Here is a 15,144-nt window from a genome sequence, read left to right as displayed (position 1 = left end):
GAAAATGTTAAAATTTTAATCACACACATGCCCTATACTATATTTATGCATTATATATTACAATTATTATTTTGTATTTTCAATACAATTGTCATCATGTTTGTAAATGTTTTTATAAATCTATTTTAATAATTATATTATTATATGATTTTTAAATTAATTTAATAGAATAAGTTAGTGCTTTTAAAAATATATGAATAAATATAAATATCTTTTAAGAATTTATTTGAATTTAACATGGAATTTGTTAGAGGATTACATAATATAAAATCCCGTCATAAAGGTTGTATACTTACTATCGGTAATTTTGATGGATTTCACCGTGGGCATCAAGCATTACTTGAAAAGTTACAAAAAAAGCGAAACATTTTAAAATTACCTATTGTAGTTATGATTTTCGAGCCACAGCCTCAAGAATATCTATCTAATATAATAGCAATACGATTAACTAGATTGAGAGATAAAGTGCATTATTTATATACAGCAGGAGTGGATGTCATTCTATGTATTACTTTTAATAAAAAATTTGCTGCTATTGAAGCATACAATTTTATTAAAAATATATTAATATCTAAATTAGACGTTCGGTTTGTTTATATAGGAGATGATTTTAGGTTTGGTGCTTTTAGAAAAGGGGATTTTATTTTATTGAAAAAAATAGGTAAAAATGAAGGTTTTAAAGTAATACGTATCGCCACTTATTTTGATGAAAACAATCAAAGAATAAGTAGCACTGCGATACGTGTTGCTTTAACAGAAAATAGAATGTTGGATGCTGAATTATTACTTGGGCATTCTTATTGCATCTCTGGCCGTGTAGTGCACGGAAATGAATTAGGTCGTAGGATTGGGTTTCCTACGGCTAACGTATCATTGCAGGGCAAACGATTACCCATACATGGTGTATACGCGGTGGAAGTGTATGGTATTTCTAATTATCCGTTACCGGGTATAGCCAATGTGGGAATTCGTCCGACAGTTACTGAAAAACATCAACAAAAATTAGAAGTACATTTGTTAAATATATCTACAAATTTATATACTTATCATATTAAAGTAGTTTTTTTAGCTAAAATACGCGATGAACAATATTTTAGTTCCGTGAAAACATTACAGCGTCAAATTAAAAGCGATATAATGAAAGTACGTAGTTACTTTAATAAAATTAATAATATCAACAAAATTTATAAAAACGGAATAATTTATAAATGATTAACTATAAAAATACTTTGAATTTACCCCACACATTATTTCCAATGCGTGCTAATTTACCTGTATGCGAGCCTATTATTTTAGAGCGTTGGTATAAAGACAATTTATATGAAGCAATTCGTCATAAAAAAAGTAAAAAAAAATTGTTCATACTACATGACGGCCCACCTTATGTAAACGGCAGTATTCATTTAGGTCATGCAGTAAATAAAGTACTTAAAGATATTATTCTGAAGTATAAAACTTTAATGGGGTATAATGCTCCTTATATTCCCGGTTGGGATTGTCATGGGTTACCCATCGAACTACAAGTAGAACGATTAATAGGGCAACCAGGAATTAATGTTGACCCAAATGAATTTCGAAGTATCTGTCGTAATTATGTTTTAGATCAAATAGAAATGCAAAAAAAAGATTTTGTAAGATTAGGTGTCTTAGGAGATTGGTCGCGACCTTATTTGACAATGGATTTTAAGACTGAGGCAAATATTATTCGCAGCTTAAGCAAAGTTATATCCAATGGTTATTTCTATAAAGGAACGAAACCTGTACATTGGTGTTTTCAATGTTGTTCTGTATTAGCTGAATCAGAAGTGGAATATAATAATCATTGTTCTCCGGCTATTGATGTTGCTTTTTTTGCAGTAGATAATATTCGTATTTCTAAAATATTCAATATTGATTTATGTCAACGTGCTATTGAATTAGTAATTTGGACTACTACTCCTTGGACATTGCCTGCCAATCAAGCTATTTCTGTGCATCCAGATTACAGTTATCAATTAATTGCTGTGAATAATAATAAATATATAATTATTGCGGCTAATTTAGTGGATGTTGTGATGCAGCGCATACAATGTTTTTCTTGGAAAATTTTGGGAGAAACTTCAGGTAACTCCTTAGAATCGTTAAAATTTCGGCATCCGTTTATGCCGTTTGATGTTCCTGTTGTATTGAGCGGTCATGTAGCACTAGATTCTGGAACAGGAGTAGTACATATCGCTCCAAATCATGGTATTGATGATTATATTGTAGCTCAAAAATATAATTTTGAAATTATTAATATAATAAATGAAACAGGTCATTATGTATCTAACGTGCACCCTATGTTAGATGGCGTACCAGTATTTCAATCCAATGACATAATAATACACTTATTAAATCAATCAGGTTCTTTATTACATGTAAATCATAACTATAAACATAATTATCCGTATTGTTGGCGTCATGCAGTTCCAGTCATTTTCAAAGCTACTGCACAGTGGTTTTTAAGTATGGATAAATATAATTTAAGAAATAAATTGTTGCAAACAATACGCCAAGTACATTGGATCCCAAATAAAGGGGAATCCAGTATTGCAACAATGATTGTTAATAGACCTGATTGGTGTCTGTCAAGGCAACGTGTTTGGGGTGTACCAATACCTCTTTTCATTCATAAAAAAACTTCAATTTTACATCCGCGTACAATTGAATTAATGGAGGTAATTGCCCAACATGTAGAACAATATGGAATACAGGCGTGGTGGGACTTAAAAACTGAAGATATCATAGGCAATGAAGAAGCAGATCAATATGAAAAAGTGCTAGATACGCTGGATGTATGGTTTGACTCTGGTTCTACTCATTATTCAGTGATACCAGAAAGATTAGAATATCGCAAGCAGTCACCAGATTTATATTTAGAAGGTTCAGATCAATATCGAGGTTGGTTTATGTCGTCTTTAATTGTATCAACTGCAATTACAGGTAAAGCGCCTTATAGAGAAGTATTGACTCATGGATTTACTGTAGATGCTCAGGGGCGTAAGATGTCTAAATCCCTTGGTAATGTCATTAGCCCTCAGGAAATAATAAAGGATTTCGGAGCAGATATCTTACGATTATGGATAGCTTCTTCTGATTATTCTAAAGAAATGACAATTTCAAATGCTATTTTAAAACATACAACTGATGTGTATCGACGTATTCGGAATACTGCCCGGTTTTGTTTAGCCAATATTAGTGATTTTGACCCAGAAAAAGATTCTGTACATCCAGAGAATATGATTGAATTAGATTGTTGGGCAATAGATCGCGCTTTATCTGTACAGTTAGAAGTAATATCAGATTACAATAAATATAATTTTCATAATGTAATACAACGGATTATGCAGTTTTGTTCAATAGAAATGGGTTCGTTTTATTTGGATGTTATTAAAGATCGACAATATACAACAAAAAAAAATAGCAAAGAACGTCGTAGCTGTCAGACCGCATTGTATCATATTATTGAATCTATGGTGCGTTGGATTGCTCCAATTTTATCTTTTACTGCTGATGAAATTTGGAGATATATTCCAGGAAATAGATCAAAATATGTGTTTACTGAAGAATGGTATAATGGCTTATTTAGTATAAGTTCAAAACAAGTTATGAATAGTCATGATTGGAATATTTTCTTAAATGTTAGAAGTGAAGTAAATAAAATAGTTGAACAAACTCGTCTTAATGGCATTATTGGAGGATCCTTAGATGCCAGTGTTGTTTTGTATGCTACTCCAGAACTGGCAAATACATTACGTATCTTAGGCAATGAACTTTCTTTTGGATTAATAACATCGTCAGCTATAGTTTCAGATTATTGTAAGGGATTGAATGCCACTCAATATGCACAAGAAGGCATGCCTGGACTGAAAATATTTTTAGAAAAAGCTGAGGGCAGGAAGTGTTTGCGTTGTTGGCATTATAGATTAGATATCGATCAATATAAAAATTATTCAAATATTTGTACACGTTGCGTTAACAACATAGTTGGGCCAGGAGAAAAACGTAGGTTTTTTTAATGAATAAAAAATATAATTATAGAAATTTAAAATGGTTATGGTTATCTATATTAATAATGTTATTAGACATAGGAACAAAGTATTGGGTAAAGACTCATTTTTGGATTGGCGAGGTATTATCGGTATTACCTGGAGTTAATTGTTATTATGTTTGTAATCCAGGATTAGCTTTTGGGTTATTTACTAATGTTAATTTATATTATCGTTGGATATTTGTGTGGATAATAATATTAGTAATTGCAATGTTTATCGTAGCCTTATATAAATTGATTGAACGCCCTAAGTGTTATAGTATATCTTACTCTATGGTTATTGGCGGGGCTTTAGGAAATTTATTAGATCGAATATTATATGGAACAGTGGTTGATTTTATTGATGTTCACATTAAAAACTGCCATTGGCCAACTTTTAACGTTGCAGATATAGCAATTTGTATAGGAATTAGTATTTTAACAATAAGATGTTATTATGATTTTATTAAAAATAATTTATATTAGAATTGTGATATGTCTGCTGATTGTTATCAACATAACATGTACTATTATGTTTGTTAATCTAATTACAAAATTACTAAAAATTAATTGCCACATTTTATGTGAGCAGTAAATGTGGCAATTTTGTGTACTATAAAAACACAAGAGGCATAAATAATTAGAGTTATATTAGCTAATCCGCGTGGGTTTTGCGCAGGGGTAAAACGAGCGATTAATATCGTAGAGAAAACGATACAAGTATACGGCACTCCAATTTATGTGCGGCATGAGTTAGTGCATAACGATTATGTGGTAACTCAATTATCTAAGAAAGGCGTTATTTTTATTGAACGACTAGATGAAGCTCCCAATGGATCGGTTCTAATTTTTTCTGCTCACGGAGTATCAAAAAAGATACGGGAGCAAGCAAAAATTAAAAATTTAATAATAATTGATGCTACTTGTCCATTGGTAACTAAAGTACATAGAGAAGTTTCCCGAGCTAATCGTAATAATATGGAAGTGATCTTAATAGGCCATTCTAGTCATCCAGAAGTAGAAGGAACTATGGGGCAATATATTTCTACGAATTCTAGACAAAAAATATATTTAGTTGGGTCGCAATCAGATGCTTGGTCAATTCAGGTTAATTATCCAAATCATTTATTTTTTGTAACACAAACAACTTTATCGATAGATGATACTGCAGAGATTATAGCGGTTTTGTATAAAAGATTTCCTAATATTATGGGCCCTAGAAAAAATGATATTTGTTACGCAACGTTCAATAGACAAAATGCTCTTAAAAATTTAGCTCTAATGGTAGAAATGATATTTGTTGTTGGATCAATAACATCGTCTAATTCTGTAAGATTAATGGAGCTAGCACGTCGTATTGGGAAAATTGCATATTTAATTAGTCATGCTAATGATATTCAAAAAAATTGGTTGCGAGGGGTAAATAATATTGGCATTACTGCCGGGGCGTCAGCGCCAGACATTTTAGTACTCCAAGTTATTGAAAAATTACGTGTATTAAGTGCAGATCATGTTGTTGTTGAAGAAATGATTGGAGAGGAAGAGAATGTATTTTTTGATACACCTAAAATTTAGTACATTTGTAATAATAATGTATTTGTTGATTTTATTGTAACAGTAAAATTATATCTTATATATAAGAGGTTAAATTATAACAAATTAATAAAGGATATGTAACGTTATTTACTATACTTTATTACTCAGTAATAATAATTACTAAAATTTATTAATAATTTTATATATTATTGCACTTAGTGTTATATATAGGCACAAATCAGAGTCATAAATTTTTCTGTATGTAAAGAATAAACATTATTAATAAGGTTATAAAATTATGAATGATGCGCTTCTCCGAATCGCCGTTACGGGAGTAACGGGTCGAATGGGTAAAGAAATAGTAACGTGTGTTGTTAAAGAAGAAAAACAATTTAGTCAAGAAATTGTTTTAGGAGCTGCTATAACACGTTTAAATGCTAATATTTGTGGAATGGATGTTGGAGTATTAATAAACACTGATGCTTTAGGTATAGAAATTACTGATAATTTGGAATCAATTAAAGATAATTTTGATGTTTTAGTTGATTTCACTGCCCCTGATATATCTGTAGAATATTTAAAATTCTGTGTTAACAACAATAAAAATATAGTTATTGGTACCACTGGATTTAATCAGATACATAAGAATCTTATTCTAAATGCATCTCATAAAATAGGAATTGTTTTTTCCTCCAATTTTAGTATAGGTGTAGCGTTAATATCTAAACTGTTGCATAAGATTACACGAATTATAGGTGGTACTTCAGATATTAGTATTATTGAAACCCATCATAACAGGAAACGTGACATACCGTCTGGTACTTCTTTAACAATGCAAAATATTATTGTAAATGCATTGCAATCTATCCATTCTAATAAGATTATGGATTCTAATCTTGATACTACAACGTATTCACCAGAGTCTTCTTATAACGATATATTAATTCATTCGATACGCGCTGGAGATGTTGTTGGAGAGCATACTGTTTTATTTGCAGGATCAGGAGAACGTTTAGAAATCACACATAAAGCATCGGATCGTTTAATATTTGCTCATGGAGCATTACGTGCGGCTCTTTGGATAGGGCGGGGTAAAATAGGATTATTTGATATAAGCGATATTTTAGAAATGGATACACTATTATAATAGCTAGATGCAAGTAAATAATATTATAGGCATATATCCCATATATGATATATGCTTGATGCCATTGAAAAAATTTTAAGACCAATAATGAATAAAACATGTATAAATTTTATTTACACATGTTTTATTTTAATCTAATATTATAGTAATATTAATTTAATATTTGACTTATCAATTTCCCCTAATAAATTAAATGTAAATTATATATTTAATAATTAATTTATTTATTAAGATAGAGTTATTTTAATGAAATCAGCATTGTTAGTACTAGAAGATGGTAATCGATTTTATGGTTATGCAATAGGCGCAGAAGGAGAAACGGTAGGAGAAGTAGTGTTTAACACATCAATGACTGGATATCAAGAAATAATTACTGATCCTTCTTATGCTTATCAAATAGTAATATTAACTTGTCCTCATATTGGAAACGTTGGTACTAATGAAGTTGATAATGAATCTTCTTGTATTCAGGTAAGAGGGCTGATTATTCGTGATTTAGCAATGGTTGTTAGTAATTTTCGTTATACATTGAGTCTTTCAGAGTATTTAGTGCAACAAAATATTGTTGGAATTGCTGGAGTAGATACTCGTAAATTAACTCGTTTAATACGAGCAAAGGGAGTACAACACGGCTGCATCATTGCGTGTGATATGCCTGACCCCACATTAGCCTTGCGTAAGGCTCGTGAATTTCCTGGATTGAATGGACTTAATCTTGTTCATGAAGTAAGTACTACTCGACAGTATATTTGGAATCAAGGCACTTGGAATATTAAATCTGGAGTATTCTTCACTCCATTACACTTACCTTATCGTGTTGTAGTATATGATTTTGGCGTTAAACGAAATATCATGCGTATATTAGTAGATTATGGTTGTTTATTAACTGTGGTTCCAGCACATACTACAGCGCAAGAAATAATTGATATGCAACCAGATGGTGTCTTTTTAGCCAATGGGCCTGGAGATCCAAATGCATATGAATACGCAATTAATTCTATACAAACTTTTTTAAATACAACTACAATTCCATTGTTTGGAATTTGTTTAGGACATCAGTTACTGGCGTTAGCCAGCGGAGCTAAAACGATAAAAATGAAATTTGGACACCATGGATCTAATCATCCAGTTAAAGATATAGAAACAAACAAGGTTATAATTACCGCTCAAAATCATAATTTTGTAGTAGATAAACAAACTTTACCTGATACGTTAAAAATAACGCATATTTCATTATTTGATGGGACTCTCCAAGGTATTCATCATATTAATAAACCTGCTTTTAGTTTCCAAGGACATCCAGAGGCTAGTCCTGGTCCTCATGATGCTGCATCATCGTTATTTAGTCATTTCATTAAATTAATCAAAAATTACCGTAATAAATAACAAGTTTGAGAGTATAATATGCCAAAAAGAACCGATATACACAGCATCTTACTATTAGGAGCTGGACCAATAGTTATCGGTCAAGCCTGTGAATTTGATTATTCTGGCGCACAAGCTTGTAAAGCGTTACGCGAAGAAGGATATCGTATTATTTTAGTAAATTCTAATCCTGCTACAATTATGACGGATCCTGATATGGCTGATGTCACTTATATTGAAGCGATTCAATGGAAAATAATACATAAGATTATTGAAAAAGAACATCCGGATGCACTGCTATCAACTATGGGCGGACAAACTGCGTTGAATTGCACTTTAGATTTAGAACGTCACGGAATTTTAAGAAAATTTAATATAATAACAATTGGAGCAACGATAGATTCTATTTGTAAGGCAGAAGATCGTCAAAAATTTCGAGAATCTATGAAAAAAATTAGCTTAGAAACAGCACGGTCTGGCGTTGCACGTGATATAGATGAAGCTATGATAGTTGTGGAAAAAATCGGATTACCCTGCATTATTCGTCCTTCTTTTACTTTAGGAGGAAGCGGAGGCGGCGTTGCTTGCACTAAATCAGAATTCGAAAAACTTTGCAGATATGGATTAGATTCATATCCTCATCATGAACTTTTAATTGATGAATCTTTAATTGGTTGGAAAGAGTATGAAATGGAAGTAATACGTGATATTAAAGACAATTGTATAATTGTGTGCTCTATAGAAAACGTTGATCCCATGGGTATTCATACTGGTGATTCCATAACTGTGGCGCCAGCTCAAACTTTGACTGATAAGGAATATCAAATCATGAGAAATGCTTCAATAATGGTATTACGTGAAATTGGAATAGAGACTGGCGGAGCTAATGTACAATTTGCGGTTAATCCAAATAACGGAAGACTTGTCGTTGTTGAAATGAATCCGAGAGTATCGCGATCATCAGCGTTAGCTTCGAAAGCAACTGGATTTCCTATAGCAAAAATAGCTTCTAAGTTAGCAGTGGGATATACTCTGGATGAATTATCAAATGATATTACGAGTGGTTGCATTCCCGCATCTTTTGAACCGTCCATTGATTATGTAGTAACTAAAATTCCGCGTTTTAATTTTGAAAAATTTCCAGAGCGACACAATAAATTGACAACTCAAATGAAATCAGTGGGTGAAGTGATGGCAATTGGTCGTAGTCAACAAGAATCTTTGCAGAAAGCAATACGCGGATTAGAAATAGGAGTAATGGGGCTAGATTCTAAAATTGATTTAGATCACCCTAAAGCGTTCAGTATTATTGTATATGAATTAAAAAATGCTAGTAGTCATCGAATATGGTACATAGCCGATGCTTTTCGCTACGGTATATCTTTAGAACAAATTTTTCATTTAACTAATATCGACCGTTGGTTTTTGGTTCAAATTCAAGAATTAGTACAATTAGAGAATGATGTAATATCTGCAGGTATATCATCTCTTGATAAAAAGAGGTTATATTGTCTTAAAAAGAAAGGGTTTTCTGATGCAAGATTGGGGCAATTGACAGGGGTATCAGAAAATAAAATTCGTACATTAAGATTTATATATGATATACATCCTGTGTATAAACATGTAGATGCATGTGCGGCAGAATTTTCTACTAATACTTCTTATATGTATTCTACTTACGATGGTGAATGTGAATTTCAGTTTAACCAAACAAATAAAACTATAATGATATTAGGAGGTGGACCCAATCGTATTGGTCAGGGTATTGAATTTGATTATTGCTGCGTTCATGCAGCAATAACATTACGTGAAAGCGGATATCATGTAATTATGGTGAATTGCAACCCTGAAACTGTATCCACTGATTATGATATATCGGATATTCTTTATTTTGAACCAATTACATTAGAAGATATCTTAGAAATTATACGTATAAATAAACCAATAGGTGTGATTGTTCAATATGGAGGTCAAACTCCATTAAAATTAGTTAAAGAAATGGAAGCAGCTGGAATATCTATTATAGGCACGAGTCCGGACGCAATTGACCAAGCTGAAAACAGAGAACGATTTCAACGATCAATAAAATGTTTAGGCTTACAACAACCAGATAACGCTACCGTTATATCTATACAATCAGCTTTAAAAAAAGCTAAAAATATAGGGTACCCCATAGTAGTTAGGCCTTCTTATGTTTTGGGAGGTAGGGCTATGGAAATAGTATATAATGAAAAAGAATTATTATTCTATTTTAAAAATGCTATAAAAGTATCTAATAATGCACCAGTTTTGTTAGATAGTTTTTTAGAAAATGCGATAGAAGTAGACGTAGATGCAATTTGTGATGGGGAACAGGTATTTATCGGGGGAATTATGGAGCATATTGAGTACGCAGGAATACATTCCGGAGATTCAGCGTGTTCTTTGCCAGCTCATACGTTAAGCAAAAATATTCAGGACAAAATACGTTATCAAGTAAAGGAACTAGCATTTAAATTTAATATAAAAGGTTTGGTAAATATACAATTTGCAATACAAAAAGATGAAATTTATATAATTGAGATTAATCCAAGAGCATCACGTACAGTTCCTTTTGTATCTAAAGCCACTGGTATAGCGTTAGCAAAAATTGGAACCCGAGTAATGATTGGACAATCTTTATTTGATCAAGGTATTTTGAAAGAAGTAATTCCTCCTTATTTTTCGGTGAAGGAGGTAGTATTACCATTTAACAAATTTATCGACATGAATCCAAAGTTAGGACCAGAAATGAGATCTACTGGAGAAGTAATGGGCATTGGACGTACTTTTGAAGAAGCATTTGCGAAAGCAACATTAAGTAGTCAGTTTTATATGAAAAAACATGGTGATGTATTGTTATCATTATCTAATAAAGATATGGATAAAGCAGTGGATTTAGTTACTAAATTTATTAAAAATGGTTTTATGTTGGATGTTACATATGAAACAGCGAAAATACTAAAAAGTGTTGGTCTTGTTTCTCAGATGATTAGACCAGTGCATATAACTCATTCATATATTTACAAAAAAATTAAGAATGGTGGATATAGTTATATCGTTGATACTACTTTAACAGACAATATTAGTAATGATTATGCTACATTGTTGTGCCGAATCGCATTGCAACATAATGTTTATTATATTACTACAATAAATGGAAGTTTTGCTGCAGCTATGTCATTAGCTATTGATACTACAGAACATGTGGTATCAATTCAAGACATGCATTCTAAAATAGTACATTAAAACTTATACTGGTATTTACAGAATTACACTTTGTATTTTTCAGTGATTATAGATTTTATTAAAAAGTGTTTTTTAATTTGATAAACATGTTGGGTATTGTGTCTAAATGATTATTAGCTTAATTGCTGCGTTAACTACAAATCATATAATTGGAAAAAAAAATGTTATTCCTTGGTACTTACCTGTAGATATTAAGTGGTTTAAGTATCATACTTTATATAAGCCAATTATTATGGGACGAAAAACATTTGAGTCTATAGGCAAGAAACCATTATTAAATAGATTAAATATTGTTTTAAGTCGTAATTTATTAAATAATTATAATGGTGTTTTTGTAGTAGAAAATATAGATGCAGCTTTATCTTTAATACAGGATGCATATGAAGTCATGGTAATTGGAGGAAGCGAAATATACAATGTTTTTTTACCTTATGCGCAACGCTTATATTTAACATATATTCATAACATGGTTGAAATTGATGGCGATATTTTGTTTCCTGATTATAATATAAGAGAATGGAAATCTATTTTTAATAGATTTTATAAAGTTAAAGAGGGTTGTTTTTGTTATTTGCATTTTTCTATTTTAGAACGCTGCTAATAACGATTATTGTGGTTAATAATGAAAATTATTATTAATGAAACCAATATTTCAAGCAATAGATTATTTTTAAAAGAGTAATAATTAAAATATGGTGCCTAATTTATTTTAATTCGTATAGAATATGTACAAATAGCCATCAAATTTGATTATGTTTTAAGCTAAGTAGATGGGCCACAAGGTATGCGTACAATTTTTTTGTCTTCCCATCGCAACAAAGTCAAAGCCCCTCCCCAACAACAACCAGAATCTAATCCATAAATACCATCTGGTATTTTTATTTCTCCTAAAGATGCCCAATGACCAAAAATTATATTATATGTGGGATCTACTAACTTGTTTAAAGAAAACCACGGATATATATTTTTTGGGGCATCTTTAGGAGCTCCTTTGTATTTTAAATCTAATTGACCATTTAAATAAATATAACGCATTCGTGTGAATACATTAATGTTGTCTTGTATTTGTTTTAATTTATTATTATGTATCCGATATATATCAGATATATTGTCATGTATGTCTGTTTTAAAAAGCAGAAAATAATGGTCGCTAACTAAAATTTCTTCTATTTCTTGGGCATATTTTTTAGCATTGTTAATATTCCAATTAGGACTAATGCCTGCGTGGGTCATTAATATTTTTTTATTTTCATCTATATACAACACAGGTTGATGACGCAACCAATTAATTAATTCTTCTAGATCTGGCGCATTGAATATAGCATCAAAATAATCTTTACGTTTTCTACCATTTATTCCAAAATATGTTTTTAACAAATGTAACTCATGATTACCTAACACTATGGAAGCACTTTTTTTAAATGCATAGATTAAACGTAATACCTCTAATGAATTTGGCCCTCTGGCGATTAAATCTCCGGTAAAATGTAGAGTATCAACATTAGGATCAAAGCATACACGATCTAGTATAGTTTGTAAGTGTGTGTAACATCCGTGGACATCTCCGATAAAATAAGTAGACATATTTGGGTTATTATAGATTTTTTTTTACAATAAAAATTGATCAAATACATATATATCATGATATTTAAAATATTATGCATTAAGTATAAACTTTCCTTTTTTAGGAAAGGACTATTTGTACAATAGAAATATGTTTTATAACATATGAAATATGCTTCTCTTAGTAAAGAATTTTTTTATTACATTAGAAACTAATTTAGTTTAAATATTTTGTGTGTTAAAAAAGAGTTTTTGTATCATTATGATATTTACTTACAATATTGTTTAAACAAGCATACCATAATTTAATAAATATATAATAATTTAATAAAAATAGATGTATAACATTTTTTCAGTGAAAATACAATTATAAAATAATGATATCAGTTATAGTGAAAACATCATATGAGTAAGGTTTATTCGTTATTTAACATATTTGCTAATATACAGTATTGATTAATAGTAATGTTTTCTGCTCGCAATGCTGGATTTATTCCTTTTTGTGTTATTTCTGTTTCATTAAAAAATGTAGATAAGCTGTTGCGAAGAGTTTTTCGTCTTTGGCTAAAAGCTAATTTTGTCAGCGAAGATAGTTGTCTAATATTAACTATTGGATAGGGAGTATTTGTATGGGGAAGTAGACGCATTACCATAGATTCTACTTTTGGGATAGGAAAGAAAGAAGTTGCTGGTATTGTTAATAATGGAACAACTTTGCAATGATATTGTGTTATTATGCTTAGTCTTCCGTATTCTTTGTTATTAGGATTTGCATAAAGTCGTGTGGCTACTTCTTTCTGAAACATAAAATGCATATCGTAAATTACATTAGTGTATCGGAATAAATATATGATTAATTCTGTGGCTATATTGTAGGGTAAATTTCCTATTAATCGTAGTTTTTGACCAACTTGATGTGATAAATTAAAAAAATTTGTTGTCATTATATCTTGATGAAGAATATTAATTTTTTTATTAAAAACTTGAACTAATCGTTTGACTAAGTTTAAATCACGTTCTATTAATATTAAAGAATCGAGACCTACAGTATTTAGAATTTGTTGAGTTAAAGCACCTAATCCGGGTCCAATTTCTAGTATTTTTTGATGTTTTTTAGGATTAATAGTTTTAACAATAGTATCAATAACATTTTGGTCTTTAAGGAATACTTGGCTCCATTTTTTTTTTATAAGATGATTTTTATAGTATATTTTTTTCATAAAGATGATTCATCATTTTAATTGCAACTGTAATCGCCATAATCATACTATCAGGTAGCGCTGTTCCTTTTCCAGATAGTTCAAGAGCAGTACCATGATCTACAGAGGTTCTAATGAAAGGCAATCCTAAAGTAATATTTACTGATTGACCAAATCCAGAATATTTTAAAACAGGTAAACCTTGATCATGATACATAGCTAATATTACATCTGCATGTTGAATATATTTTTTCTGAAATATTGTATCAGCCGACAAAGGACCTATTAGTTCACAATCAACGGTTTTCTTTAAAATATTTAAAGCAGGTATAATAATGTTGATTTCTTCTTGTCCTATATAGCCAGATTCTCCAGAATGTGGATTTAAACCGCATATATAAATTTTAGGGTGTAAAACACCAAAGTATTTTTTTAATCCTTGCGCGAGAATAGAAATAGTATCGCAAAGAGATTTTTGAGTAATCATTTTTGGAACAGATAATATAGGTATATGGGTAGTGGCTAAAGCAACACGTAATTTGCTATTGCTTAGCATCATTACAGTTGTTTTGCATTTGTTAATTTGAGATAAAAATTCGGTGTGCCCACTGAATGCTATGTTGCCTCTATTAAGAATAGCTTTATGTATAGGACCGGTCACTAATGCTGAAAATTCCCCATTTAAACATCCTTGTGATGCTCTTTTTAAAGTATCAATAACATAATTATTATTATCAATATTCAATTGACCAGGTACAGTTTTTTGTGGAAGTAACATTTTTAATATAGATAATTCTCCGGGCATACAAGGAGATGTTATTTTTTTAGCATGATAAGAACGCAATCTTAAAGGCAAATTTATTTGCTTTGCTCTATCTAATAGCAAATTAGGATCTGCACACACAACCAACTCTACAGGCCATTCTTTTTGTGCGCTCATAATAATTACGTCAGGACCGATTCCAGCTGGTTCTCCTGTAGTAACTACAATGCGTCGAGATAGTTTATTTTTTATCATT

The 15,144-nt window shown here is 30.8% G+C and carries 11 protein-coding genes; 8 read left to right on the top strand and 3 right to left on the bottom strand.

All coding sequences use genetic code 11. The features are described from left to right. Positions 1–237 precede the first annotated feature (237 nt). The 8 genes from ribF to folA all read left to right on the top strand — a co-directional run bounded on the left by ribF (position 238) and on the right by folA (position 11,964). Positions 238–1,212, top strand: coding sequence for a bifunctional riboflavin kinase/FAD synthetase (ribF, locus tag M9407_RS02100; protein ID WP_250236850.1), 975 nt, complete (start codon positions 238–240; stop codon positions 1,210–1,212). Beyond that, the gene (ileS, locus tag M9407_RS02095; RefSeq protein WP_250236849.1) at positions 1,209–4,037 is read left to right on the top strand and encodes an isoleucine--tRNA ligase; all 2,829 of its coding nucleotides are present in this window, start codon (positions 1,209–1,211) and stop codon (positions 4,035–4,037) included. The genes ribF and ileS overlap by 4 nt, the downstream gene beginning before the upstream one ends. Continuing rightward, entirely contained in the window at positions 4,037–4,534 is a 498-nt protein-coding gene (gene lspA, locus M9407_RS02090) for a signal peptidase II (RefSeq protein ID WP_250236848.1), read from the top strand. Before ileS ends, lspA begins: the two co-directional genes overlap by 1 nt. Before the next feature lie 153 nt (positions 4,535–4,687). Further along, a complete protein-coding gene (gene ispH / locus M9407_RS02085) occupies positions 4,688–5,623 on the top strand; it encodes a 4-hydroxy-3-methylbut-2-enyl diphosphate reductase (protein WP_250237412.1) in 936 nt (311 codons plus the stop codon). Positions 5,624–5,882: 259 nt separating this feature from the next. Further along, a complete protein-coding gene (gene dapB / locus M9407_RS02080) occupies positions 5,883–6,731 on the top strand; it encodes a 4-hydroxy-tetrahydrodipicolinate reductase (RefSeq protein WP_250236847.1) in 849 nt (282 codons plus the stop codon). Positions 6,732–6,977: 246 nt separating this feature from the next. Then, entirely contained in the window at positions 6,978–8,117 is a 1,140-nt protein-coding gene (gene carA / locus M9407_RS02075; protein ID WP_250236846.1) for a glutamine-hydrolyzing carbamoyl-phosphate synthase small subunit, read from the top strand. Positions 8,118–8,135: 18 nt separating this feature from the next. Beyond that, positions 8,136–11,363 carry a carbamoyl-phosphate synthase large subunit gene (gene carB / locus M9407_RS02070; RefSeq protein WP_250236845.1) on the top strand — a complete coding sequence of 1,076 codons (3,228 nt, stop codon included), beginning with the start codon at positions 8,136–8,138 and terminating at the stop codon, positions 11,361–11,363. A 106-nt stretch (positions 11,364–11,469) separates the two neighbouring features. Continuing rightward, complete coding sequence (folA, locus tag M9407_RS02065) at positions 11,470–11,964, top strand: type 3 dihydrofolate reductase (RefSeq protein ID WP_250236844.1); 495 nt, start codon at positions 11,470–11,472, stop codon at positions 11,962–11,964. 161 nt (positions 11,965–12,125) lie between these two features. Here folA and apaH read toward each other — a convergent pair whose 3' ends face one another. From apaH to pdxA, 3 genes are all read right to left on the bottom strand, one after another. Beyond that, positions 12,126–12,947: a bis(5'-nucleosyl)-tetraphosphatase (symmetrical) ApaH gene (apaH, locus tag M9407_RS02060; RefSeq protein ID WP_250236843.1), complete on the bottom strand. Its 822-nt coding sequence runs from the start codon at positions 12,945–12,947 to the stop codon at positions 12,126–12,128. Positions 12,948–13,342: 395 nt separating this feature from the next. Next, a complete protein-coding gene (rsmA, locus tag M9407_RS02055) occupies positions 13,343–14,146 on the bottom strand; it encodes a 16S rRNA (adenine(1518)-N(6)/adenine(1519)-N(6))-dimethyltransferase RsmA (RefSeq protein ID WP_250236842.1) in 804 nt (267 codons plus the stop codon). Then, the gene (gene pdxA, locus M9407_RS02050) at positions 14,127–15,143 is read right to left on the bottom strand and encodes a 4-hydroxythreonine-4-phosphate dehydrogenase PdxA (protein WP_250236841.1); all 1,017 of its coding nucleotides are present in this window, start codon (positions 15,141–15,143) and stop codon (positions 14,127–14,129) included. The genes rsmA and pdxA overlap by 20 nt, the downstream gene beginning before the upstream one ends. Position 15,144 lies beyond the last annotated feature (1 nt).

This window comes from Blochmannia endosymbiont of Camponotus sp. (assembly GCF_023586365.1).
Taxonomy (GTDB): domain Bacteria; phylum Pseudomonadota; class Gammaproteobacteria; order Enterobacterales; family Enterobacteriaceae; genus Blochmanniella.
This window is presented reverse-complemented; position numbering and strand designations above follow the sequence as displayed.